The sequence below is a fragment of the Rhodopirellula bahusiensis genome (assembly GCF_002727185.1).
Lineage (GTDB): Bacteria > Planctomycetota > Planctomycetia > Pirellulales > Pirellulaceae > Rhodopirellula > Rhodopirellula bahusiensis.
This window is the reverse complement of the sequence record NZ_NIZW01000008.1, coordinates 140,448-164,123: the sequence shown is the minus strand read 5'-3', so window position 1 is coordinate 164,123 and position 23,676 is coordinate 140,448. Positions and strand designations below refer to the sequence as shown.

Here is a 23,676-nt window from a genome sequence, read left to right as displayed (position 1 = left end):
GTTCTCAGCGTTTAAGGCCGCACTTCATTCGGTGTCGTCGCCGATATATCGTCCGAGTGTGAATCCAGCATCTCTTGGAAGCGTCGGGTAGGTTGCTCGACTGAGTGGGCCGACGCGAAAGAACGATGCTTGGCCGACTTTTTGGAATTGCATTCGCTCGACCGCTCGCAGGGCGTTGTGGTTCGATCCTTCGGTAGTCAGCACCAGGTGTCGAATGCCGTCGCGTTGCAATTCGTCGGCCATCCTGCTCAAGATCGCCGCATACAGTCGTCGTCCTCGGTAGGCAGGAAGCACCAAGACTTGGAATATGAAAGCGGCTTCGTCGGAGAGTTGGATTGGCAGACCAGTTTCGGGCTTGCCGTCGTGGTTCATGTCACCGGGTATGTTTCCGAAGGCGACCCAAGCGAACCCGGCGAGTGACTCGGCTTGAAAGGCTGCAAAGCATTTGGCTGCGCCCGCGTCCAGCATTTCCAAGTCCCGCTCTGGGATTGCGTAATCCAACTCGGATGCGTGTTCTCGTAGCCGTTTGGATGGACACGAACCAATCGTGTAGCTGTCAGGCGTCGGCGTTCGCGGCATCGTGTCGATCGGCGACTGATAGAAATGACAGACATTTGCGATCGCAAAACGCCGGAACACTCGATACGCCAACCAACGTATCGAGCGTGTGGATTGAGACTTCATGGTAGAACGTGCTCCTGCGTTAGTGGCAACAGCTTCCGCCGCCCGATGAGGGACGCTGCGAAACTGAAGTGGGAGCGGTTGTGAACGAATCTGCTGCGGGCGGTTGGTAGTCAGTGTCGAAATCAATCGCCGTGTCGTATTGAATGTTGGCGGCAGCTTGCTCGGCGTACTGCTGAGCGGTCATTGCCGGTTCGTCTTTTCGATTGCCCACCCAGGGCAGCGATTGGCATCCGGCGGATAGCGAGAGGGGCAAAACGATCGCTGCGGTAACGCAATATTTCCATACCGATTTCATGACGACGTCCTTGTCGTGAGTTGAAAACAAAAAGGCAGGGACGGCGTGGTTACGTCATCACTTGCGTGAATCAGCCGCGACACCGCCCCCGCGTGAGTCAGATCGAAAGCGAGCAGTTCTCGCTCCCGAGTTGATTAACGAATCAATGGAGCATCGACTCCTTGAGACTTCAGAACAGCCAACCACTTTTGCGGCTCGGCCGCAATCTTCTTCGCGCATCCAGGGCAACAGATGTAGATCGCCTTTCCATCCGCATTGACTTTGTATGGCCCACCCATCGCATCAAGCGGTTCGTCCATCACAGGGCATCTCTTTTGGGCCGCGATAAACGGCGCATCGGCAGAAACAACCTTGAATATGCCTTCCCGAACTTGTTCGGTACCTGCGGGAACGGACGCTTGATTACTGCTGCCGTAAACCATCGCCAAATACTTCGCTGGCTCTGCCTGAATCTTTTTGATGCATCCTTTGCAGCACAGGTAGATCGGCTTATCGCCGACCATCACCTTGATCGGTGTACCCATGCCACCAAGTGGTTCATCCATGACGGGGCAGGTCTTCTGGGCCGCAATGGCCGCTGCGTCGGCTTGGGTTGATGTTGAGACGGTAATTTTTGCCGTCGTCGTGGCAGCAGGCTGGGCACTGGCTTGCGTGCCGTTGCCATAAACCATCGCCAAATACTTCGCTGGCTCGGCCTGAATCTTTTTGATGCATCCCTTGCAGCACAGATAGATCGGCTTGTCACCAACCATCACCTTGATCGGTGTCCCCATACCACCGAGCGGTTCATCCATCACGGGACAAACCTTCTGGGCGGCAATGGCTGCTGCATCGGCTTGGGTCGCTGTGGTGACCGTGATTTGCGGGCGACCGGCGGCATACTTAGCCGGGTCCGACTTGACCGCGCCCACACAGCCCGCACAGCAAACGTAGAGCTTCTGTCCGTTGACATCGACTGCGACGGGATCACCCATGCTGCCGAGCGGCTTTCCGCTGACGGGGCAGATTTTTTGTCGTGCGATCGCCGCGGCCGCCAGTTGTTGCTCGCTGGCCGGAACGGTGGCGACTTCGTTGAAAGAGATTGTGCTGGCCGCAATACCGACCAATTGCACATCGACGTCAATCTGTCGACCAGCGATTTGCGACAAGTTCACAGGAGCGGTCAACGCTCCTTTGCCATCGGGCAAAAGGTCGTAGCGATAGCGTTTCGCATTGCCTTCGACTCGTACTGAAACGGCACCGCGTCCCCGGTCAACTGTTACCGGCTGACCAGCGCGGTCGTAGACGAACATTTTCAGCCCGCCTTGTGAAACAATCGTTTCGATTTGCAGGTTGCCGGTTTGTTTCAAACTGCCGCCATGCGGCCCTGCTTGCGTCGCTTCGCGAGCCTGCGTCATGCCGGGCATCGCGTGGTTGTGACCAGCGTGATTGTGCTGCGATTGGATCGTCTGCCCAAATACGCTCGATGCGGACATCGCGAGTGAGAAAACGGTGATGATAAGTGTTCGTTTCATAAGTGAACTCCGTTGTTAAAGTTTCGGGACTCCATCCGTTGGGTCCGTCGATCTTAGTGAGGTTGGTTGATTGGATGCCTGAGTCGTGAATTCCTTCACGGGCTAACGGAAAAATCAGGTGGGAGTTGGGAGTGAAGGCGAAGGTAGCCACCGAGGATCTCCTTCACTCCTCTCTCCCACCTCCACTGCATCATCAAAAAGCTCGTCTTGAAATCCGAAACGCATTTTCAATTCGAGATAGCCGCAATAGAGCGTCGGCACAATGAACGACGTGAACGGTTCGGCCAGCATGCCGCCGAACACGGGAATCGCCATGGCTCGAGCCACGTCAGCGCCGCGGCCTGTTGCGATCAGCACGGGAATCAATGCGGCCAGCGTCGTGACCGTCGTCATCATGCAGGGACGAATGCGTTTGAGTCCGGCTTCGTAGACTGTGTTGCGAATGTCGTCGACTGTTTCGACTTTGCGTTTCTTCAACAGTTGGTGAATGTAAGTCGCCATCACCACGCCATCGTCGACGGCCAATCCGAACAAAGCGATGAAGCCAACCCACACCGCCGTATTCAGTTCCACGCCCATCGTGGCAACCGCAATCATGCCGCCAGCGAAGGCGACTGGGATACCGGAGAATACGGCCAACGAAATCGAGAAGTTGCGAAACTCCATGTAGATCAATAGCAAATTGATGCCGATGACCAACGGAATGATCCACATCAAACGCTGGTTGGCTTCGATCTGATTTCGGAAGCTACCGACGGCTTCAAGCGAATAGCCGGCAGGAAGCGACAACCGATTCGGATCAGACGGCGGCAGCGACTGAGCTTCGCGGAGTTGTTCTTCGATCGCGGAGACTGATTCCAGATCGCCCTTGCTGCCGTTGGTCATGAACGAAACGTGAGCGACGAGTCGACCGTTTTCGCTGTTGATTGCACCCGGCCCCCAAGTCGTTTCCAGTGTTGCGAGTTCTTCCAATGGCACAACGGCCCCCGAGTGCGTGACGACGGGCAAACGTTTCAGGCCGTCGATCTGTTCGCGGAGGTCGCGGTCGTAACGGAGACGCACTGGATAACGCTCACGTCCTTCAACGGTCTTGATTAAGTTCATCCCGCCCAGTGCGGTCTCGATGACTTGGTTCACCATCGACGAACTCATCCCGTATCGCGATGCCGCTTCGCGGTCGACGGTGAACTCGACGTAGGGTTTGCCAAGCACAATATCGGGATTGACGGTGCCGGCGTTGATCAGTGGCGACTTTTTCAATTCAGCCGAAACATTCATGGCCGCGTCAGCCAACTCATCGAGTTCGTTGCCGTAAACACGAATGGCCATCGGTGCCTTGATGCCAGACTGCAACATCACGATGCGGCCCTCGATCGGCTGTAGGGCCGACGCAGGCGTGACACCGGGAAGTGTTGCGACGCGGTTGATTTCGTCCCACACGTCGCGAGCCGAGACGCCTTCTCGCCACTCGCTTTCGGGTTTGAGCATCACATAGGTTTCGACCATCGCGGCCGGCGCGGGGTCGAGTGCCGATTCGACGCGACCGATCTTGCCCAGCACGTCTTTGACTTCGGGAATTTGGCCGATCAAAACATCTTGCGTCTGCAACACTTGCATCGCTTGCGAAAAACTGGCTGCCGGGTACAGCGTCGGCATATAGAACCAGCTTCCTTCGTCGAGCGCGATCCAGTCGTCGCTCTGCAACCCCGTAAAAACATGCTTGGCATCGACGTAGCCGGGAAAGTCATTCAGATCGGCACCGAACAGGTTCGCGAACTTTTCGACCGGACGGAGCACGGTTGGCATTCCGACGTAGGCACCCACGCCGATGATCAACAGCATCAACGGAAACGAAAGCGCGAACGCTTTGTGGTTCAGGGCGTGTCGCAATCGGGCTGCGTAAATCCAGCGAACGAAGCGGCTGGAAGGAATCTCTTCGATCGGCCGAATCCGCTCTCGCAGCAATTGCCAACCGCCAATGAACCCAATCGTGGCCGCGATCACGGTCACAATCCAAGTATCCAAGCCGAATCGCTCTGCGAGTCGTGACCCCCACAAGAAATGGGACGCGGCACCGAGCAATCCGGAGAGCGACAACGCGGCAACCAGCGCGGTCGATTTTCGACTCACGCTGCTCCGCAACATCAATCGACACAAGGCGGGCACAATCGTGACGGCCGCGATCATCGCTGCAGCAATCGCAAATGTCTTGGTGTAAGCCAGCGGGGAGAACAGTTTGTAATCGCGGCCGGTCAAAAAGAAGACTGGCAAGAAACTGACAATGGTTGTCGCCACGGCGGTCACGACGGCCGGTGCGACTTCAACCGTTGCCTCGTAGACGACTTCCGTACGAGGTTGTTTGATGCGAGCCTCGTCGCTGCCAGATTCCCAATCCGAAAGATGCTGGTAAATGTTCTCCGAAACAATGATCGCCATGTCGACCATCGTGCCGATCGCGATCGCAATCCCCGCCAGCGACATGATGTTCGCACCGACGCCGACCACACGCATCGCAATGAACGACATCAGCACTGCTGCCGGCAAACAGATCGCGACGACGAAGCTGCTGCGAATGTGCAACAAGAACAACAGAATGATGATCGCCGTGATGATGATCTCGTCACGCAACGCATGCGTCAGCGTCGCCATCGTCTCGTCGATTAAGCCGCTGCGATCGTAGACGCCATGAATCGTCACGCCCCCGAGCGACGGTGTGATCGCGGCAATCTTTTCTTTCACCCGGTCGATGACGACTCGCGGGTTTTCGCCGTATCGCATTACCACCACACCGCCGACCGCTTCGGCTCCGTTGTAGTCCAACGCACCGCGGCGAAAGTCCGGCCCGATCTGCACGCTGCCAATGTCGCGAACACGAACCGGCACGCCGTCACGTTGCATGATGACAGTGTCCTCGATGTCCTCGACCGCCTTGTCTTTGTCGCCATCGCTGCCGAGGAAGCCTTTGCTGCGGACGATGAACTCCATGCCCGTCGTTTCGACGGTCTTGGCACCGACGTCCATGTTCGAGCCCTTGATCGCCATCGCCAGTTTGTCGAGTGACACGTCGTGAAAGCGAAGCTTGTCGGGGTCGACTTCGATTTGGTATTGGCGAACGTAACCGCCGATCGACGCGACCTCGCTGACCCCTTCGACCGCCTGCAACTCGTACTTCACAACGAAGTCTTGCAGACTGCGAAGTTCGGCCAGCCCCATACCTTCCTCGGGTGGCTGAAGCGTGTAGTAGTAAACCTGCCCCAATCCGGTGGCGTCTGGTCCAAGTTGCGGGACGACGCCATCGGGCAACTGCGAGGCCGCACTTCCGAGTTGCTCAGAAACTCGACTGCGTGCCCAATAGAAGTCAATTTCGTCTTTGAAAGTGACCTGAACAAAGCTGTAGCCGAACATGCTCTTGCCACGCACTGATTCCGCACCGGGAACAGCGAGCAACGAAACGCTCAGCGGATAGGTGACTTGGTCTTCGATGTCCTTTGGCGATCGCCCTGGCCAAGGCGTCAAAACGATAACTTGGTTCTCGCCGATGTTAGGAATCGCGTCGATCGGAATCGACTTAAAACTGACCCAACCGGCGACGCTTAGACCAATGGTCAGCAAGACGACCAGCCAAGGCTCTTTGACACAAAAGCGAATGATTAGGTTAAGCATCGCTTCGCTCCGAGGTGAGAGTAGGGGAGGTGGGAGCTAGGAGAAGTTGTTGATCGAGCACAGGACAATCGTTCTCGATGATGTAATTTTCTCCGCTCTCCTTCACTCCCGACCCCTTCACTCCCAACTTAAAATCGACGCACCACTTTGAGGAGCCGTAAATCATCGCGACGATCATTCGCAAAATTTCGTCGTAGAACTCGATTGCCTGTTTCGTCGTTTCCGCGTCGAGGTATCCATGCACGGATGCGTACTCGATCCAGACCTGCGTCTCGGCGGCTTCCGCCTCGGCGATGTTCAGCGTGCTACAAAAATGCTTTTCATATCGACGCTTACGCCAAGCCTCCGCAATGTTGGCACTCACGCTTCTTGATGATCGTCGCATCTGATCCGTCAACGAATACATCTCCTCACGAGGAAATGCTTTCGACAACTCAAAAATTCGCTTCCCCGCCACAAACGACTTCTGACAAACGATCAAATCGCGATGCGTCTTAATCTGCTCACTCATTTCAAATCTCCCAATGCCCCACCAGCAGCAACCTGCTTCTCCCCACTCCCAACTCCCATCTCCTTAACTAACTCCCCGCACGTCAGCATCTCACTGCCCCAATACGGGTTCTGCAAATCGCCGCCGGGCTGCATCCAGTCACCACCGCCTCCGGGAACCATCGGGCAGTAATAGTGCGTTAACTTCACTGCCGTCTTCGGCCCGCGAGCCACCGTGGCCGCCCGCAACATCGCGTGACTGACGCCGCGATACGCTTCGCGTGCCGTTTCCAACGAACCGTCCATGCGGGACGCCGCGCGGCGAGCGGTCGCGAACCGGCGTTGAGCTTCGTCGGGAACACTGGTCGACATTTCCAACTCACGGAGCCCTTCGATCAGCGTGTTCAGTGCGACGGGCGGAGGCGTTTGGTCCGCCGCCATCGCACATTGGATTTCAAAGTAGGCGTCGTAGGTTCGATCGAGCGTCTTGCCCGCGTCGCTGGCCAGCATGACGGGTCTTGTCTCTGGAAGCTCTAGTGGTCCCGGTGAATAGCTCGGTGCCTTCTTTGGGTCCATCAACGATGGGTTTCCGGCGAGCTGCATTTGCGAGTCGATCAAGAAATTGCCGCCCGTCGCGATCGTTTCGCCAGCCGCCAGCCCTTCGACGATTACCGCTTCTTGCCGATTCATCGGTCCAACGGTCACTCGGCGGATCTCGAAACGCCCCGGTTCGGTTTCGACATAAATTACGCTGTTTTCACCCGCCAGCAACACCGCGTCACGTGGGACGGTCACAACTTGCTGCATCGGCAAAGGTTCTGATGCGAACCCGAGTTGCGACGTTGGCACCAAATCCATATCACAAAGCGGACACTTACCGCGTTCGTCGCGGATGACTTGCGGGTGCATCGGGCTGATGTATTTGTTCGCCAGTGCCGGATCGTAAACTTGGTCCATTGGGATCGCCGGCACAGTCACCCGAGCAGTGGCGTAGTCGCCGGGTCGCAGTTTGCCGTCGAAGTTCATGATCTCGACACGGACGCGTACCGTTCGGGTCTTCGGGTCCACCGTCGGGTCAATGAAAGCGACGCGGCCCGTGAATACTTCGCCCGGCACCGACTGAATTTCCGCTTCCACTTGTTGGCCAAAACGAACTGCCGATGCGTCGTCGGGAAACAGATCAAGCATCAACCACACACTGCTAAGGTCGGCGACGCGGTAAAGCTTGTGTCCCGTTTTCACGTAGTCTCCTTCAACGGCTGACTTCTCGATCACCGTTCCGCTTTGCGGTGACTTGATGCGGATGCGTGACATCGCCTTGCCGGACTTCGCAAGTTGGTCGATCTGCGATTGAGTCATTCCCAACTCTGCCAAATTTTCGCGAGCCATCTTGTTCAGATCGCCATTGTCCATTTGGAACCGACCAATCTTGCCGCCGTTGTTCATGCTGGTGATGAACTCGGTTTGTGCGGTGTAGAGCTGTGGGCTGTAGATCAACGCCAGGTCGTCGCCTTCATTGACTTTCACGCCGGCGTAGTTCGCGTACATCTTTTCCAAACGCCCGTCGATGTAGGCACTGATGGTCGAAAGTTGGCTTTCGTCGTAGTCGATCGAGCCGATCGTGTGAATGGTGCGATTGACTTCACCCATCTTTGACATCGCGGTTCGAATACCGACCAATCGCCGGGCGGATGCTTCAATCGTGACCGAGATGCCGTCGCCGCCTCCACCTCCAGTTGCTTCGACCAGTTCCATCGCACAGACGGGGCAGCGACCCGGTTCGGTCGACGGTGGCGTACACATCATCGGGCAGATGTATCGTTTGTCTTCGCCGCCGCCCGTTTCTGTGACGACATCACCTTGTCCGCCGGAAAAACCATCCGCGGTCAACCACTCAGTCCGCTGGGCGACCCCGAGCAAGAAAAACACAAGACCAGCGACAACGACAACCGTTGCGGCTTGCACACCCGTGTGCACCAGCCACTTCATCCCGCCATCACTTTGCGGTGCGGCCGGTTTGGCTTCAATAGGTGCGGGCGTTTCCTCGACCACCGTTTCCACTGGCTCGCTATCGGTCGACGCATCCGCATCCACGCTGCTGACCTGGTCGTCAACGTCGGCTTCATCGGGTTTGATTGGTTCGTCCTGATTCATGACAGTTCTCGCGGCGTTTTCCGGCACGCTTTTGTGGTTCCATCCACGAACGTCAGCTCAAGAGGTGACTGGCCGACGATGCGACGGAGGGGATCGCATGATCGACCAGTCATCGCCTCCAGGCTGTGACCGGTTCATTGTTTTGGTGACGCGATCAGATCGCGTAGGGAATGCATCTGGAATGACTTCATACGGAACGAGCGCGCAGCATCATTCGCATGAAAGCCAACTTGAAAACGAGGAGCTACGAGCGCGCAGCTCTCCTATCGAGACGACGCTAAATGCGCCAGATGCAAAGAAACCGCTGAGCGAAACGCGGTGAGTGATCGCCGATCGGCAATCGTGACATCAGTTGATCTGGACGAATTGAAAGTCCAGCCTCGGATGCAACGTGATCCAAGTACGCAATCACGACCAAATCACGAACCTGAGGGACAGGTACGCGATGTGGTGCCGGTGCTAGCGGTTCTGATCGAATACCACACATGCACGATGACAACGCAACTTGGTCTTGAACTAATTTCTCGTCGACGGATTTCGGTGGCTCGGGAACGACATCGGAAATTTCACCGAACAGGTCGTCATGCTTTGATTGTTCGCCTTTCTTCGCGCAGCAACTGCCGGCCTCTTCTTCGTTGCCGTTACAGCAACCGCACAGATCGCCGTCCGTTTTCACTTCACAACATTTGCAAGCGTGGCAGACCGTTTCGGCCCCGCAGCACTGACCTTGAGCACATGTTCCCTGCGCAGCCACCAGCGTCATCGGCTGAATCACCATTGCAGCGATCAGACAAAGATTAACGGCGGTGCGAATTAGGGGGGAGTTACTCACTGTGACCTTCCGAAAAGGATACCCATGCCCGGTATATGAACTGTATCGGAAATTTTGCCGAAGAGTTCAATAGGAATTAATCGGCTAGGCAAACTTTAACAGCTCATTTATAGCTCAATAGGACCTGAACGCCATGGATCGGCATTCTTTGAGACCCAGAACGACCCACGCCAAACGATTGCTGCTAGCAGCATTGGTTGCCGCGTCGGCGTCCGGTTGTGCCTCCCAACGCGGCGTTCAGGTAGCAAAAGTCACCGCTCCGGTCGCCGCTTCCACCCCGATGTCGGGCGCGAACAGCGACGTCGATTGGCAGCAAGTCCTTAGCGATCCCGAAACTGCTTCCATACAGCCCGTCGGCTACAACGACGGAGTGGTGATCGCATCGCCCGCCGTCTTCGCCCAGCCACCCCAGGAAGACAGCAAACGAAGTTTCGGAGACTTTCTGCAACTCGATCCGCCCAAGGAAGAAGATGGGGAGTTTGAAGGTGGGAGTGGGGAGAAAGAAGACGAGCAGGAGGAAGGCACGGAGAGGGGGAGACAAGTAGACACGGAGAGCGATGAAGATGACAAGACAAATGACAATTCCGAGACTCCCGATCTCCCAGACTCCCCTTCTCCCAACTCCCCAACTGGCCAGCCGGTCGAGTATTTCATAGGCACTGCCCTCGCACGTCACCCCAAAATCCTCGCCGCCAGACAACGTGTCGCTGCGGCAACCAATGTCATCCCGCAAGCCAAAGCCTTGCCCGACCCGACATTCAACAACACCTTCTGGCCTTTGCACGACAACGCCATCCAAACCGCGGCCGGCCGGGTAGCTAACCAGATGTCGGTCAACCAGATGGTGCCGTTTCCTGACAAGCTGAAAACCAAAGCGGTCATAGCCAGCCGCGAAGTGCAAATCGCCCAAACGGAAGTTGACGCGATTGCTCGCGAGATCACCGAGTCTGTTCGTCTCGCCTATTACGAAGTCTGGTTCGCAACCCGCGCGATCGACATCGTCGAGGAAACCAAAGACCTTGTCGCCGACCTGACCGACGTTGCAGAGGCGCGTTATCGCAGTGGCGGTTCGCAACAAGACGTGTTGCGTGCCCAACTCGAAACCGATCGACTCGACGAACAACTCATCACGCTCGCTCGGCAAAAGTTGGTTGCCCAAGCCGACCTCGCTACGTTGCTACAGCAACCCGTCGGCATACTTCCCGAAACGACAAATGAACTAGGCATCACTGACACGCCCCAGCAAATTGAAGAGTTGATCGCGTTGGCCGAGCGGTGCAATCCGAAGCTACGTGGCCTCGCATGGGAAATCCAACGCGATCGCGACAAAGAGCGATTGGCTTGCTTGCAGCAGTATCCAGACTTCAGTGTCGGGTTGAATTGGGGATTGGTCAGCGACAACCATGACGTTCTTAGCCCAGTGGCCAACGGAAACGATCAACTCAGCGTCAGTTTCGGTACAACGTTGCCAATTTGGCGAGAGAAGATCAACGCCGGAATCCGCGAAGCCGCTCATCGTCGCAGCAGCACGACTCGCCGACTAGAAGCCGAGCGCGACGAACTATACGGCAAGATTCGCCGCCTGATCGTTCAAGCCGACGCGTTGGTCGAGCAACGCAACATCTACGAAGATCGCATCATTCCGCGAACAGAAGACACACTAAAACTTTCGATCGCCGACTACCGAGGCAAACGGACGGACTTTTTCACGCTGATCGAAACCTACCGCGAGCTGTTAATGTTCGAGACCCAACTCGCCCGCATCGACGCCACACTGGCCGGCACGATCGCTCAATTGGATCGAACGGTCGGCTGCCCATATACGACGGAATCGCGGTAATTTGCGGGCCAAAAAGTATTTTGGCAATTTGCTGCGAGAATCCTGCGAAGCGAACTCTTTTAAGGTAAATCAAACCCTTACAAGAGGAAAATCACATGAAGAATGAATTGATATGGCTGAAATTTCGAGGCGGTGATGCGGAAAGCATCAAGCAAGCAATCGAAGATCGGGGCGAGTTTACAGCGGTCGTATCTGTAGCAGACGTGGCACCACAGACGAATCAAATCTGCTTGGTATCGCTACAGGACGATGAAAGCAGACTAAGCGATGATGGCCCCGAGCTAAGCATCGACTTCGTCGGTGTGTCCCAGCTCGGCAAGTGGATCGCAACGGGAAAGAAGCAATTGAAAGTCAGCGGCGTTGTGGAAACGGGTCGGACTGACGTTGAGGTTGTTCTTGAACGATTGGACGGGCGATTTCGCAACAAGGTCGACACAAACTTCGGTGAGGCGACCCGATTGCCCGAGAAGACATCAGAAGCCTTGCTTGGGGCACTTCAAGGCGTGTCGCAGAGCTTGCGGGCGGGAATGCCCGGCATTCAATCGCTGATAGCTGAACTCGCCTCCATTCGCAGCCAAGCCGAAGGCGGCATTGCCGACATCGAGCGTGACGCAGTGGTAACGTCGCTCGAGATATTTGGCGGATTGCGTCTGCGGAAAGATATTCTGCGTGGCACCACACCGGCACAACAAGCGGCAACCAGCTTTCTAAACCGATTGTCACACTACAACGTTCGTGAAGACTCGCAGATCAATTTGGATGCAATGTCGTTTCCGGGTTTTAACTTCATCAAACCCTACATTACGAGTCGTGTTGATGTGTCCAACGACACCGGTGAGACGCTCTCGATTATCAACTGCAATCATCAACCGCTCGAACACACGCTCGGCGTGGACTTGATCTATTTCAGTCATGTCCATGAATCGTTCGTAATGGTCCAGTACAAAAGGCTATCCGCTAAAGGAGATGGCAAACCGACTTACTACCCCAACAGCGACAAGAATTACGCAGGGGAAGTGGAGCGGATGAATGAAGCAGCAACGATGCTGCGAAGATTGGAGGACGCTGAGCCATCCATTGCAAGCTACCGTCTGGGCGGAGAGACGCTGTTTCTGAAGTTCTGTGAGGCGAAACAAAAGAGTTCTCTGGACAACAGCATGGCCTCCGGTTTCTACATTCCACTCGGTTTGTGGAATGCTTTTGCTGCAGCCCCCGCATCGAAAGGCCCAAAAGGCGGCCTGCGAATTGATTGGGAAAGCAAACCTCGTTCTTTGAACAACACTGAATTTTGCAACATGGTCCGATCTGGATGGTTCGGATCTTCATCAGCCCAAACGGACTGTCTAAAAGAGATCGTTCGACAAACACTTGAAGCTGACCGAATTGTCGTCGTAGCGGCAACGTCACGGAGCCAGGAACGCCCCGATCAACTGCGTGATCCGTTCGGTCGCTACACGGAAGAAGATGATCCGCTCGGCTGGCGATGATTCAATTCATGGTGTCAGATCGTAGGTCGGCTTCACATCGGGTGCCGACCACGAGCTGAATCGGGAGTATTCGGGCATCGTGAAGTCGATCGGAAGCGTTGTGATCGTCCCGAACTGAAACTGAATCGTTTTGTTCTCGATATCGACGCTGCAGGTGTATTCCTGCTCCGTCTGGTGCTGGCGGCCCCGCGAGTCGCGACAGCGGATCAACACGCTCTCCTTCGTGGACCGCTTAGGATCACTCGCATCGTTGATTGCACCTGGGATTGCAAAGTATCGAGCCTGCTGCTGTGGCAGCAGGTGCATGGGAGCGGTCGGTGAAAGTGTCTTGACTGTCCCTTCGTAACTGACTTCGACGTGCAGCGCTGGACCAGGTCCATAATTCGTCAGCGAGGGGATCGGTATCTGATCAACCACCATCCCATCCTTGCGGATGAAATCAAAACGTCTGTTCTGAACATCCGATGATTCAATTGGGAAGCTAAATGTCACCCGATCGAATGCGACAAAAGGCTTCATCTGTCTTTCCAACTGAGCCTCAAATTGCTGACGTTGTTGACTGAGCTGACTCGTCGAAAGCTCCAGTTGTTTGGCGTTGTACCGAACCCCAATGACGACCGCTGCAATGGCGGCGATCGCTGAAATGGCCGACCAGTTGATTCCACGACTCTGCTTTGATTCTGACATGCTTCTCCTAGGTAAACGGTTGCGTTTAAGTGCAGGCACACCGACGAGAGTTTTCGGGCGCGCAAATCATCGTCCTTTGCCAATCAATCTTCTCAATTCCCGCCGCGCCCGATTGAGCCTCGAACCGACCGTGCCTTCGGGGATGCCGAGCGTGGCGGCGATTTCTTGGTACGACAAACCGCTCTCTTCTTTGAGCGTGAAGATCGCCCGTAGTTCCGGATCGAGTTGATCGAGGGCAGTTCGTACCATCGCGACTCGTTCGTCTTGCTCGACGTGGTCGGTTTGGTCAGCGGTCGGCTCGACCACTAGTTCTTTGGTCCGCCGGTGTTTCTCACGGCGCAAATGCTGCAAAGCTTCGTTGGTGGCCAGTCGATACAGCCACGTCTCAAACTTCGACTCGCCACTGAATTGATCGAGCTTCGTGAACGCTCGAACAAACGTTTGCTGCGTTAAGTCATCGGCGTCCTGTTGACCGACCATCCGCACCATTAAGCGGAAGACGCGATCCGCAGTGGCCTCGTAAATCTGGCGGAGCGCAGCGCGATCGCCGCCCGCACCGCCCTTGACCGTTGCGTCGTCGATTGGCTCTTTGTCATTGCTCTCACTGCGATGCTCCATTTGTCAGATTGCACCGATACCCGAGGGGGGTACTAGCGGCCTTTGCGTTCGGCGTGCCACGGCGATTTCCGACCAATGCGGTCGCGCATCACACTGGCCATCGCGACTTCGCGTTGGAATTTGATATTTCTCCTGGCATTCGGATACCTCGGCTCCGTATTTGCAAATTCGTTTGGGCACTCGAATCACAAACAGAGCAAGGAAAACGGCATGTCCAACTACCGACTTTTTGGAGCGATGATCGCCACTTCGACCGCAGTCATGCTGTTGTTGATGTATTTGAACACCTACGCGATCGACCACGTCTACTGGAGCGAGACTCGCTTCTACATGGCACTCGTCATGGGAGCGACGATGGCAATGATTATGTTGTCGTTCATGCTCGGCATGTATAAGAGTAGGAAGACCAACGTGGCCATTTTCGCTACCAGCGTCGCCGTCTTCGCTGGTTCGCTGTACCTCGTACGCAGCCAGGAGACCGTTGAAGATGTCTCGTGGATGAAAGCCATGATCCCACACCACTCGATCGCGATCCTGACCAGCGAACGAGCCGAAATCACCGACCCTCGAGTCCGCGAACTGGCCGACCAAATCATCCAAACCCAAAAGAAGGAGATCGCGGAGATGCAACGACTGATTGCGGACTTGGAAAACGAAGAAACGAATGCATTGGCATTGAAACATTGACTCGCGAATGACCTCTATTGTTTGTATGCCAATAGTCGCAATGCGTTGAAAACGACGACGAGCGTGCTGCCTTCGTGAAGTGCAACCGCGGGGCCGATGTTCAGGCCGAGGATGGTGGCGGGGACGAGGAACGCGACCATGCCGAGACTCATCCAGAGGTTTTGACGGATGATGCGGCGTGTGGCGCGGCTGAGGCCGATGGCCAGCGGTAAGTGGTCGAGATTGTCAGCCATCAAGGCAACATCAGCAGTTTCAAGAGCCACGTCGCTTCCGGCGGCTCCCATCGCGATACCGACGGAAGCGGATGCCATCGCCGGGGCGTCGTTGACTCCGTCTCCGACCATTGCGACGCCGCCTTCACTCTGCAGCTTCTTAATTTCATTGACCTTATCGTCGGGCATTAAGTCGCCGCGGGCTTCGTCGAGACCCACTTCCTTCGCGACCGCATTGGCGACCTTTCGGTTGTCGCCCGAAATCATAATCATCCGCTCGATGCCGAGCTCGCGAAGCCGCGAGATCGTTCGCTTGGAGGCTTCACGGGGTGTGTCCATCAAACCGATCACGCCGAGGTAACGATCACCGCGCCGGACGATCATCGTTGTGCGTCCGTTCTCTTCCAGCGATTCGACAATCTCGCGTACGCTGTCTGGCAGCGGTGGCCCGTCGACTTCGGCGAACAGATCGTCTTTGCCAATGTGAACAATGTCTCCTTCGACCGTCGCTTGAATGCCGCGACCGGTGATACTCTGCAAATCAGTCGCATCAGGAATCGCTCCCCCACTCCCAGACTCCCCGTCTCCCAATCTCTCTTTTCCGTCGCGAACGACCGCTTTAGCAAGCGGATGCTTGCTGAGGTCTTCGACGGCGATTGCTGTTCTCAACAGTTCGGCTTCATCGACACCGTCAGCGGTGCGAACGTCGGTGACTTTGGGTTCGCCTTCGGTGAGTGTTCCGGTTTTGTCAAACGCAATCGAGTCGAGACTGCCGAGGCTTTCCAGTGGTCCGCCACCTTTGACAAGTATTCCGCCGCGTGCCGCTCGGGCGACGCCGCTTAACACCGCACTGGGTGTTGCGATCGCCAACGCACATGGGCTGGCGGCGACCAGAACCGCCATCGCTCGATAGAACGATTCGCTGAAGGTTTCGTCGATGACGAGCGGTGCGAACATCAACAGTACGACACCGGCAATGACCGACGGGACAAAGTATCGCTCGAACTTCTTGGTGAACTTCTGCGTTGGCGACACCCGCGTTTCCGCTTCGCTGACCATCGTGACGACGCGAGCCAGCGTGTTTTCGGATGCGAGTTTGGTGACTTGGATTTCGAGCGAGCCGGATTGATTGATCGTTCCCGCGAATGCACGATGCTCCGGCGGAAGCGATTCTGGATCAGATGCGGCAGCGGCAACGTCGTCGACCGGTTGCTTGTCCACGGGGACACTCTCGCCAGTGATCGGTGCTTGGTTGATGCTGGACTCTCCGGCGGTCACGAAACCGTCCGCCGGGACTCGTTCGTCCGGTTTGATGATGACGATGTCGCCAACGACCAGCTCTTCGACGGGGATTTCAGATTCGTTGCCATCGCGTCGAACTCGTGCGGTTTTCGGGGCCAGTTCCGATAAGGCTTCGATGGCACGTTTGGCTCGCCCCATCGCGTAGCCTTCTAAGGCGTGACCGATGCTGAACAGGAACAGCAGCAACGCACCCTCGGCCCACGCTCCCAGCGACGCAGCACCGGCGGCAGCCACAATCATCAGGAAGTCGATCTCAAACTTGCCGGCTCGGATTTTCTCGATCGCTTCGGTGACGGTGTAATAGCCGCCGAAGACGTAGGCGGCGAGGAAGCAACCCAGCGAAATCCATTCGTTCCATTCGGTGAACGTTTCGATTAGCCAACCGACCAACAGGAATGTGCCGCAGAGGATCGCAAAGATCAACTCTGACTTCGGCCCGAAGATGCCGCCGTGCGCGTGGCCATGCCCGGCATGGTCGTGATCGTCCTCGTGACCTTCTTCGTCGTGCTTGTGATCCGCATGATCCTCGGCGACGACGCTCGAGTTTGCCGCCCACTGCCCGAACGCTTTTTCGATGGCTTCTTCGGACGTTTGCTGCCGATCGTATTCGACGCGGACGGCACCATCCGGCGCAACGACCGCTTCGAGTACCCCGTCGATTCCTGAGAGCCTCGATTCAATGGCCGATGCTCGACGGGCGTGCATGGCGTCCGACGTGCCAAGCCAATGTCCGTAGCGTTGGTCCAGTTGCGCTCCGGTTCGCTTTGCCAGTGCCCTGACGTCGCCGGTGGAAACGACATCGCTATCGTAGTGGATGCAAATGCTCTGCGGATTATCGCCTGTCGCCTGCGTCACGTGAGCCTCGTCGATCCCCGCTCTCGAGACAAGCAAATTGGTCAGCCGCTCGACACAGAGATCGTTCGCGTCGGTCACCGATGGCAACAACACGCTCATTTCAATCTTTTGTTTATTCATCTTTTTCGTTGTTCAGGAGGACAAGGTGCGTGTCGGTGCCTGTTTGAATTAGGAACAACGCTCGGTTGGGAAGCCGAGGCTTGGACATGCGATCACGGTATTCTTCGAGGTTGGTAATGGCATGATCGTTCACGCGGGCAATTCCCATGCCCGCCGCCAAGCCTTCACGGTAAGCAGCGCTTTCCATCGCAACGTAGGTGATTAAGACGCCATGGGTATTCGGCAGTAGATTCAATTCCTGAATCAGTTCTTCACTGAGGTTTGCCAGTCCAAGCCCGAATGCTTTGTCAAAGTGCTCAAATGTATCCTCTGCCGCAGCGTCGATCGGGATTCTGGGTTCGTCGATAGAGGGCTGCTCCTGTTGCATCACCGCTTTGATTTGAATGGTTTTACCATCACGAACTACTTCAAAATGATGTCGCTTGCCGGGCGTGGAATCAGCGGTGAATGTCTGTGGGTCGAATGATTGGTCAATCTCTTTGTCATCAAAACTGACAATGATATCGCCCACTCGCAATCCGGCGACGTTGGCGGGGGAACCGGGATAAACATGCTTTACATAGATGCCAGCATCAGCCGACAACTCGAGCAGCGTTGCCATGTCAGCGGACAAGGGCTGAGTATCAAAGCCGAAATGGCCTCTCTGGATAAAGCCACGGCTCTTCAGTTCGTTGGCGATCTCTCGCGCGACGTTCACGGGCGTCGCGAGTCCGATTCCTTGGAACTCTCGCGTTGTACTCAGGCAACCTTCCATGATGCCGACGACTTCGCCGCGAAGGTTCAACAAAGCCCCGCCCGAGCTTCCCGGGTTCGTTGACGCATCATTCTGGATCATCGGTACTGGAGAACTCGATAGCCACCGATTCGTCGAACTCACAATGCCCACACTGACTGATTGCTGGAGATCATAGGGCGAAGCCAACGAGACGACCCAATCTCCGACACGAAGACGATCGGAGTCGCCGAAGCGAACGGGTGTCAACTGATCGGTGTCGCCGAGTTGAATCACGGCTAGATCGGTCACCGGGTCGCCGACAACCTTCGTGGCGTGAATTTTGCGACCATCCGCGGTTCGCACAAAGACCGCGTTGGCACCTTCGACAACATGGTTACACGTCAACACATAGCCTTCGGTATCCATCACAAGACCGGAGCCTTGATCGTCGGGCGACTCGAACGAAGGCGAGGCGTGCTGATGAGAATACTCGGGGTGTTTCCGCAGTTGCTTGGTCGCTTCTCGCAGCCGCCACGCAGGAGTCATGCGTGGACCGCGCAAAGCATAAACCGTCACAATTCCCGGTGATGCTTCCGTGACCAACTCGCGAACAACACGGGAAAGTTGATTCGCGGACAGTCGCTCGACTTCACTGTCCAGCGGCATCGGCTCTACCGCGCCCAGATGGGAGGTTAAAAGCAAACAAAACATGCAGAGAATCGAAGGGGCAAAATGTTTCTTTGACTGGTTGGTTGTATGCATCGTATTGGATTTCTTGTGAGTTCTTGGAAAACAGCGAATGTCAGCAAATGCGTCGACAACGTCGTGGGATTCACATCGTTTCTTGGGTGGCTTGATCGCGATGTTCCGTTTTCTCGTCATGAGCCGACTCGTCGTGATGGTCATCGTTTGTTTTAGCAAGCGACCATTTAAGGAAGATTGGTGTTACTACGGTGGTGGCGATCACCATTGCCACAATCGCTGAAAACGTTGAGCCGCTAACGACGCCAAGTCCCTTGCCGATACTGGCGAAAATCAACCCCACCTCGCCTCTGGGAATCATTCCGATTCCGACCGCCCAACGATTGATCCCACGTCCGGCCACGACGCCGCAGATTAGTTTTCCGGCGATCGCAATCACACTGAGGATCAATGCCAACCACAGCGTCGAGGGCGATGTCATCGACCGAACATCGACCTGCATCCCCATCAAGACGAAGAAAACCGGCGCGAACAGTTTTTCCAGTGGTGAAACCAAGTCTTCTATGGTGTGACGTGAATCGGAGCGAAACTGATCTTCCCGTAAAATCAAACCCGCTGCGAAGGCGCCGACGATCGGAGCGAGTTCGATTGCGTTTGCTATCCACGACATGAAAAACGCCAGCGACAGTGGGAAGAGCAATTTAATTTGTCGTTCGCCCATTGCGGTGAAGCGTGGAATCATCCATCCGACAAGCTTCCCGCCGAATAGAATGGTGGCTGCGAGAAACACAAATGACAGAATGCTGACTTGGCTGACCTTCCACAAGCTGAATTTCCCGGTCGTAGCGATTCCGACAACGACCGTCAAAATGATCAAACCGAGTATGTCGTCGATGACCGCGGCTCCGAGGATGACCTTCGCCTCGCGTGACTGCAACTTCCCGGAGTCACGGAAGACGCGTGCCGTGATGCCGACACTGGTGGCACAAAGAGTCGCCGCAAGAAACAAATGAACGGACATTTCCGCCGTTGGTAGAAGCCACTGACTCACAAAATAGCCAAACACGAACGGCGCAACGACGCCAGCGACGGCTACCGACAGGGCGCGGCCGCCGACTTGCATCAACTCGTTGACTTGTGATTCCAGTCCCACCAAAAACAAAAGCAACAGGACGCCCAACTCCGAAAACAACCAAATCGCAAATCCCATCGCGACATAGCGTGGACCTTCTGGCCCAGTCATGATTTCCAGTAAACGGCTCGTACCGCCGCGCTGGTCCGCAGCATTCACGGCAAAGAGGTGATTCGCAGCCGCTTGAACCGACTCGCCACTCAGCCAGACTTCGTTCAACAATGTGATGGCGTCTCCCAGATTCATCACAAGAACAAAGAAAGGAATGCTCAGCCAGACGCCAATGTTTCCCAAAACAATTCCTACTACCAGTTCTCCCAGTACCGGGGACTGACCAACTCGTTCAGCAACCCAGCGTCCGGTCGCGGCTACGACAATCACGACCCCCAACTCAAGAATGATCGGTGAAAATGGAAGCTCGTGCTCCGCCGGTTCATGGACACGGGATTCCTTGATTTCGTTCGCATTCGAGTCGACCACCGGCAATTGCGACGTGGTTCGCGGTTGTTGGCCGCTGGCGATGCCGTAGACGCCGAGGACACACAGGCATGCAAACACAGTGGCCAGTGAACGGACAACGATTCGATCGCAGTTGCGGTGGATCATTGAACCTCTGCATTGCAAGTCAGCACGGGGCAACTTGCGTGACGAACGACATATTCCGCCACGCTGCCAAGCAGGAATCGCTCGAGTCCGCTGCGGCCGTGGGTCGACATCACGATCAGATCAATCGCAGTGTCTCTTCCAAAGGCGACAATTTCTTCACCGGCGACACCGCGAAGCAGTGCGTGTTCGTAAGCCACGATTGGGTCATCTGGTACAAATTCACTGAGTTTTTCTAAAAGCTCGTCTTGAGTTGGAACAACGGGTGGCAATGCCGCCGTAGCGCCGGCCGGTGGCAGGACAGTGACAGGCACGGTCGTTTCGGCGACATGAACAATGATTAGTTTGGCTTGATGCTTTGCCGCGAGCGCACTGGCTAACGCCAAAGCGCGGCGTGAATCGTCTGAAAAGTCCGTCGTGTACAGCATTTTCTTAAACATGGTTTTCTCCTTTACGATGATCTTCGCTACTTAGTTACTGTTATCTCGCTACGAACGTCCCGGACGCCGGGCGTCGTGCGGGCGACCGCGACCAGCAGCGCGCGGTCGTTGATGTCGCCAACATTACCGGACAACGTGATTTGTCCTGCCTTGCCGTTGGAAACGCGGACGTTTGCGAAACCAAACCGATGGACGATTCGTTCTACCTTTTGATGCAGTTGTTCCTTCATGTCTGAGTCTTCTCCGGACAATGTTGCTGGTTTGCGTCGATGCGGCGGCATTCGGCGATCAAGAAGGTGACATCGTCCTCAATCGGCGCGGTGGCTCGATGTAACGCAATTTCCAAATCCAAATGAGCGGCAAAGTCTTCGATGTCACGCGAGTGGCTGTTGCTAAACATTTCCGCCAGTCGTGATCGGCCGAACTGTCGGTCTTCGGGGCTGTGCGTTTCCGCAACCCCGTCGGTGGCCAAGAGCAGTCGGTCGCCGGGAACCAAGTTGTGATGGCTCGTTGTCCAACAAGCCGAAGGGTCGATGCCCAGCGGAATGCCAGTCGCGCTGAGTGTGACCAAACGTTGCTGCGTCCTCAGCAAAATCGGTTCATGCCCCGCACTGGCGCAAGACAGTTCAGCCTTTTCAGGATTCCAGCGCAGGATTGCCGCGGTCGCAAATTCACTGTCAGAGAGGTATCGCGGCAGTATCCGATTGACGCGATTCATGATGTGGCCCGGGTCGGTCGTCCCATTGGCGGCCGAGTCGATAACCATCTTCAAAACCGCCGCGCTGATCGCAGCGGGAATGCCGTGGCCGACCAAATCCGCGATGTAGATCAACCACGACTTGTCTCGCATCGGCATCACCCCGTAGATATCGCCGGCAACATCTTCGGCCGGCTGGAAATGAGTTGCGAACGCTAGCCCGGGAACACAAATACGCCGCGGCAGCAGGTGGTTTTGAATGTCACGAGCACGTCTCATCGCACCGCTTCGGTCGGCTTCCGCATGGCGCAGCGATTCCGCCATCTGGGCAATCTGAAAACTCAGGTCGTTCAGTTCACGGCTGCGAAACGAAAGCGGTTCCATCTCGAATTGGATTGACTGGAGTTGCTCAACCGTTTCGGTCAGTCGCTTTGTGGGGTTGGCGATTAGCCGGACCAAGACGACATCAACGATGATGGCCGCGAGTGATGCCAGCCCCAGGATGCCGCTGAGGTGCATGAGTGTTTCCCCTCTCGCACTGCGTCGAATCTCAGCGGCCCGTTCGGTTACAGCAACTCGCAAGTCACCAGACGAGAATCGACCGACGATCGCGTCTTGTACCCGACCGATCTCCGGGGCAGTATTCTGTTCGCTGTCAGGGCCAGTATGGGTGTGCAGTCGCTTGCCATTCCACCGCACGTCGATCCAGTGTCCCGGCGTATTCGGTCCAGCGGTTTCTGCGCAAGTGCTTTCAAGAAACGTCGTGATGGCTACGGCGTCATCGGGTTCACTTAAACGCAACAACGCGTTGCCAATCACGCTTGCTTCATCACTAAGCGTGATGCTCCGGGCATCCGTCGCACGCCGCATCTCCCGCCGGTAATCAGTCACCAGCAGGAGTGCGACGAGAACGGCCAGCGGCACGTTGACAGCCAACAACAACAGCGTCACCGTCGGATAAGAGCGGCGGCGATCTTTGGTCGTGTTGTCAGTCATCAAACGCTTCCAGCAAGACGTCGTTGCACGATGTAAACAACCTCGTCGCAACGCAACTCTCGCTGGCCGTTGGGGTCACGCCCAGTTGATTCGTTTGGCGAAGGAAAATTCAGCAGCACCACGGGAATCTGCTCCATCGACGTGTCGTGGTGCATGACCTCAATGACCCCGTCTCCGCTGCCCCATATCAAGTGTTGGTCGATGACCAACATGTCGAACAGGTCCGATCGAAGTGCTGACAAACATGACAATCCATCGGTCGCCTCGCTTGCACGGTAACCCGCCGAGCGAAAGGCGTCGGCATAGCGACGGCGCTCATCGGCATTGGTGATGGCCACCAGGATATTCGCAGGTTCAGGCGTGCATGCACGCGTTGGAGCGGTCTGCGCTGCACGCGACTTGGGCTTCGGGCGCCATAAAGTGGCGATGTCTTCTTCGACGACCGTATCTTCATCGTCGGGCGACGAAAGCTCGCCTCGCGAAACCGCAATCTCGCGAGGGGCGTCGATCGCTAAACTCACGCGATTGCGAGTCGCTTTAGCGATGGTGATTGTTGTATCGGAACCGGGCAAACAGATCGACTGACCGATTTTTCTGGAAAGTACCAACATGGTTTGAAAATCCTTGAAGCGTTGGCGGGACCATTCCGCCGTGAATGTTGTGATGCCGGAATCAATTCCGGGCGACGTGACGAGTTTCTCAATCGAGCGGGTCACTCAGATCAAAAAACGACACAGCCGCGAACACAGCTTCGGGGATGTTTCAAACCGGAACGCATTGCGTTGCTTCGGTTGGCGAGACAAGACAACTGTCACGCGTTGCCTGGGCGGCAAACGAAAGTATTGCGCTGGTGGCTCAACTGGTCTCAGCGATGCGACGGACTCTGCATAAACGGGCGAACTGTTGTGACAGCAGGAACATGGGACGCAAGGTGTCGACCTCTCAACATTCA

19 protein-coding genes are annotated in these 23,676 nt (G+C 56.0%); 3 read left to right on the top strand and 16 right to left on the bottom strand.

All coding sequences use genetic code 11. The annotated features are described in order from the left end of the window. Positions 1-24 precede the first annotated feature (24 nt). From CEE69_RS11910 to CEE69_RS32825, 7 genes are all read right to left on the bottom strand, one after another. Complete coding sequence (locus CEE69_RS11910; protein WP_099260853.1) at positions 25-684, bottom strand: GNAT family N-acetyltransferase; 660 nt, start codon at positions 682-684, stop codon at positions 25-27. Between the two features lie 19 nt (positions 685-703). After that, complete coding sequence (locus CEE69_RS11905) at positions 704-979, bottom strand: hypothetical protein (RefSeq protein ID WP_143549204.1); 276 nt, start codon at positions 977-979, stop codon at positions 704-706. Between the two features lie 134 nt (positions 980-1,113). After that, positions 1,114-2,493, bottom strand: coding sequence for a hypothetical protein (locus CEE69_RS33160; RefSeq protein ID WP_233215160.1), 1,380 nt, complete (start codon positions 2,491-2,493; stop codon positions 1,114-1,116). Between the two features lie 114 nt (positions 2,494-2,607). Next, positions 2,608-6,156: an efflux RND transporter permease subunit gene (locus CEE69_RS11895; RefSeq protein ID WP_099260851.1), complete on the bottom strand. Its 3,549-nt coding sequence runs from the start codon at positions 6,154-6,156 to the stop codon at positions 2,608-2,610. Further along, positions 6,149-6,667, bottom strand: coding sequence for a four helix bundle protein (locus tag CEE69_RS11890; protein WP_099260850.1), 519 nt, complete (start codon positions 6,665-6,667; stop codon positions 6,149-6,151). Before CEE69_RS11890 ends, CEE69_RS11895 begins: the two co-directional genes overlap by 8 nt. Continuing rightward, positions 6,664-8,799 carry an efflux RND transporter periplasmic adaptor subunit gene (locus CEE69_RS11885; protein ID WP_099261010.1) on the bottom strand — a complete coding sequence of 712 codons (2,136 nt, stop codon included), beginning with the start codon at positions 8,797-8,799 and terminating at the stop codon, positions 6,664-6,666. The genes CEE69_RS11890 and CEE69_RS11885 overlap by 4 nt, the downstream gene beginning before the upstream one ends. A gap of 277 nt (positions 8,800-9,076) precedes the next feature. Then, positions 9,077-9,631: a hypothetical protein gene (locus CEE69_RS32825; protein ID WP_233215159.1), complete on the bottom strand. Its 555-nt coding sequence runs from the start codon at positions 9,629-9,631 to the stop codon at positions 9,077-9,079. A gap of 280 nt (positions 9,632-9,911) precedes the next feature. On the opposite strand from CEE69_RS32825, the gene CEE69_RS11870 reads away from it, so the two are divergent. Then, positions 9,912-11,471 (top strand): TolC family protein, encoded by a 1,560-nt coding sequence (locus tag CEE69_RS11870; RefSeq protein ID WP_449314203.1) that lies wholly within the window; start codon positions 9,912-9,914, stop codon positions 11,469-11,471. 95 nt (positions 11,472-11,566) lie between these two features. Beyond that, positions 11,567-12,958, top strand: a complete 1,392-nt coding sequence (locus tag CEE69_RS11865) for a hypothetical protein (RefSeq protein WP_099260847.1) — start codon at positions 11,567-11,569, stop codon at positions 12,956-12,958. A gap of 6 nt (positions 12,959-12,964) precedes the next feature. Here the strand turns inward: CEE69_RS11865 and CEE69_RS11860 are convergent, their stop codons facing one another. Together CEE69_RS11860 and CEE69_RS11855 are read right to left on the bottom strand one after the other, a co-directional pair. Beyond that, the gene (locus tag CEE69_RS11860; protein ID WP_099260846.1) at positions 12,965-13,645 is read right to left on the bottom strand and encodes a hypothetical protein; all 681 of its coding nucleotides are present in this window, start codon (positions 13,643-13,645) and stop codon (positions 12,965-12,967) included. Between the two features lie 66 nt (positions 13,646-13,711). Continuing rightward, positions 13,712-14,263 carry an RNA polymerase sigma factor gene (locus CEE69_RS11855; RefSeq protein WP_099260845.1) on the bottom strand — a complete coding sequence of 184 codons (552 nt, stop codon included), beginning with the start codon at positions 14,261-14,263 and terminating at the stop codon, positions 13,712-13,714. 210 nt (positions 14,264-14,473) lie between these two features. On the opposite strand from CEE69_RS11855, the gene CEE69_RS11850 reads away from it, so the two are divergent. After that, complete coding sequence (locus CEE69_RS11850; protein ID WP_099261009.1) at positions 14,474-14,950, top strand: DUF305 domain-containing protein; 477 nt, start codon at positions 14,474-14,476, stop codon at positions 14,948-14,950. 14 nt (positions 14,951-14,964) lie between these two features. On the opposite strand, the gene CEE69_RS11845 is transcribed toward CEE69_RS11850, so the two are convergent. The 7 genes from CEE69_RS11845 to CEE69_RS11815 all read right to left on the bottom strand — a co-directional run bounded on the left by CEE69_RS11845 (position 14,965) and on the right by CEE69_RS11815 (position 23,335). After that, positions 14,965-17,439: a heavy metal translocating P-type ATPase gene (locus CEE69_RS11845; RefSeq protein WP_099260844.1), complete on the bottom strand. Its 2,475-nt coding sequence runs from the start codon at positions 17,437-17,439 to the stop codon at positions 14,965-14,967. Then, positions 17,432-18,865 carry a trypsin-like peptidase domain-containing protein gene (locus tag CEE69_RS11840; protein ID WP_099260843.1) on the bottom strand — a complete coding sequence of 478 codons (1,434 nt, stop codon included), beginning with the start codon at positions 18,863-18,865 and terminating at the stop codon, positions 17,432-17,434. The genes CEE69_RS11845 and CEE69_RS11840 overlap by 8 nt, the downstream gene beginning before the upstream one ends. Positions 18,866-18,986: 121 nt before the next feature. Then, on the bottom strand, positions 18,987-20,594 hold the full coding sequence (locus CEE69_RS11835) for a cation:proton antiporter (protein ID WP_099260842.1): 1,608 nt from the start codon (positions 20,592-20,594) through the stop codon (positions 18,987-18,989). Beyond that, positions 20,591-21,031, bottom strand: a complete 441-nt coding sequence (locus tag CEE69_RS11830; protein ID WP_099260841.1) for a universal stress protein — start codon at positions 21,029-21,031, stop codon at positions 20,591-20,593. The genes CEE69_RS11835 and CEE69_RS11830 overlap by 4 nt, the downstream gene beginning before the upstream one ends. 26 nt (positions 21,032-21,057) lie before the next feature. Beyond that, on the bottom strand, positions 21,058-21,261 hold the full coding sequence (locus CEE69_RS11825) for a BON domain-containing protein (protein WP_099260840.1): 204 nt from the start codon (positions 21,259-21,261) through the stop codon (positions 21,058-21,060). Further along, on the bottom strand, positions 21,258-22,724 hold the full coding sequence (locus tag CEE69_RS11820) for a PP2C family protein-serine/threonine phosphatase (RefSeq protein ID WP_099260839.1): 1,467 nt from the start codon (positions 22,722-22,724) through the stop codon (positions 21,258-21,260). Before CEE69_RS11820 ends, CEE69_RS11825 begins: the two co-directional genes overlap by 4 nt. Continuing rightward, on the bottom strand, positions 22,724-23,335 hold the full coding sequence (locus CEE69_RS11815; protein WP_099260838.1) for a carbon storage regulator: 612 nt from the start codon (positions 23,333-23,335) through the stop codon (positions 22,724-22,726). Before CEE69_RS11815 ends, CEE69_RS11820 begins: the two co-directional genes overlap by 1 nt. Positions 23,336-23,676 lie beyond the last annotated feature (341 nt).

Bases quoted from the DNA above. Each gene is read 5' to 3' on its own strand.
- CEE69_RS11910 (WP_099260853.1), bottom strand. From the start codon at position 684: ATGAAGTCTCAATCCACACGCTCGATACGTTGGTTGGCGTATCGAGTG.
- CEE69_RS11905 (WP_143549204.1), bottom strand. From the start codon at position 979: ATGAAATCGGTATGGAAATATTGCGTTACCGCAGCGATCGTTTTGCCC.
- CEE69_RS33160 (WP_233215160.1), bottom strand. From the start codon at position 2,493: ATGAAACGAACACTTATCATCACCGTTTTCTCACTCGCGATGTCCGCA.
- CEE69_RS11895 (WP_099260851.1), bottom strand. From the start codon at position 6,156: ATGCTTAACCTAATCATTCGCTTTTGTGTCAAAGAGCCTTGGCTGGTC.
- CEE69_RS11890 (WP_099260850.1), bottom strand. From the start codon at position 6,667: ATGAGTGAGCAGATTAAGACGCATCGCGATTTGATCGTTTGTCAGAAG.
- CEE69_RS11885 (WP_099261010.1), bottom strand. From the start codon at position 8,799: ATGAATCAGGACGAACCAATCAAACCCGATGAAGCCGACGTTGACGAC.
- CEE69_RS11870 (WP_449314203.1), top strand. From the start codon at position 9,912: ATGTCGGGCGCGAACAGCGACGTCGATTGGCAGCAAGTCCTTAGCGAT.
- CEE69_RS11865 (WP_099260847.1), top strand. From the start codon at position 11,567: ATGAAGAATGAATTGATATGGCTGAAATTTCGAGGCGGTGATGCGGAA.
- CEE69_RS11860 (WP_099260846.1), bottom strand. From the start codon at position 13,645: ATGTCAGAATCAAAGCAGAGTCGTGGAATCAACTGGTCGGCCATTTCA.
- CEE69_RS11855 (WP_099260845.1), bottom strand. From the start codon at position 14,263: ATGGAGCATCGCAGTGAGAGCAATGACAAAGAGCCAATCGACGACGCA.
- CEE69_RS11850 (WP_099261009.1), top strand. From the start codon at position 14,474: ATGTCCAACTACCGACTTTTTGGAGCGATGATCGCCACTTCGACCGCA.
- CEE69_RS11845 (WP_099260844.1), bottom strand. From the start codon at position 17,439: ATGAATAAACAAAAGATTGAAATGAGCGTGTTGTTGCCATCGGTGACC.
- CEE69_RS11840 (WP_099260843.1), bottom strand. From the start codon at position 18,865: ATGTTTTGTTTGCTTTTAACCTCCCATCTGGGCGCGGTAGAGCCGATG.
- CEE69_RS11835 (WP_099260842.1), bottom strand. From the start codon at position 20,594: ATGATCCACCGCAACTGCGATCGAATCGTTGTCCGTTCACTGGCCACT.
- CEE69_RS11830 (WP_099260841.1), bottom strand. From the start codon at position 21,031: ATGTTTAAGAAAATGCTGTACACGACGGACTTTTCAGACGATTCACGC.
- CEE69_RS11825 (WP_099260840.1), bottom strand. From the start codon at position 21,261: ATGAAGGAACAACTGCATCAAAAGGTAGAACGAATCGTCCATCGGTTT.
- CEE69_RS11820 (WP_099260839.1), bottom strand. From the start codon at position 22,724: ATGACTGACAACACGACCAAAGATCGCCGCCGCTCTTATCCGACGGTG.
- CEE69_RS11815 (WP_099260838.1), bottom strand. From the start codon at position 23,335: ATGTTGGTACTTTCCAGAAAAATCGGTCAGTCGATCTGTTTGCCCGGT.